1 protein-coding gene is annotated in these 260 nt (G+C 67.7%); it reads right to left on the bottom strand.

The genetic code is table 11. The features are described 5' to 3' along the window. Positions 1 to 260 (bottom strand): LysR family transcriptional regulator (locus tag HX823_RS28305; protein WP_256350297.1); only part of this gene is annotated, 260 nt, incomplete at both ends.

Raw genomic sequence — 260 nt, 5'->3', positions numbered from 1 at the left:
CTGGCTGCCCCAGCCCGTGGCGACCTGGGCACGCAGGTCCGGGTATTCGGTACGCAGGTGCTTGAGCGCATCCAGCAACACCACATCACCGATGGTCTGCGGCACACCCAGGCGCAGCACGCCGGTGGGCGGTGCGTCGGTGGCCACCAGTTCACGCAGCGCATCCATCTCGCGCAGGATCAGCCGGCACTGCTCGTAGACGCGGGTGCCGATCAGCGTAGGCTTGAGGGGCTTGGTGTTGCGGTCGAACAGCTCCACGC

Origin of the sequence: Pseudomonas sp. P7759, assembly GCF_013386445.1 — a bacterium.
Taxonomy (GTDB): Bacteria; Pseudomonadota; Gammaproteobacteria; order Pseudomonadales; family Pseudomonadaceae; genus Aquipseudomonas; species Aquipseudomonas azotoformans_A.
This window is presented reverse-complemented; position numbering and strand designations above follow the sequence as displayed.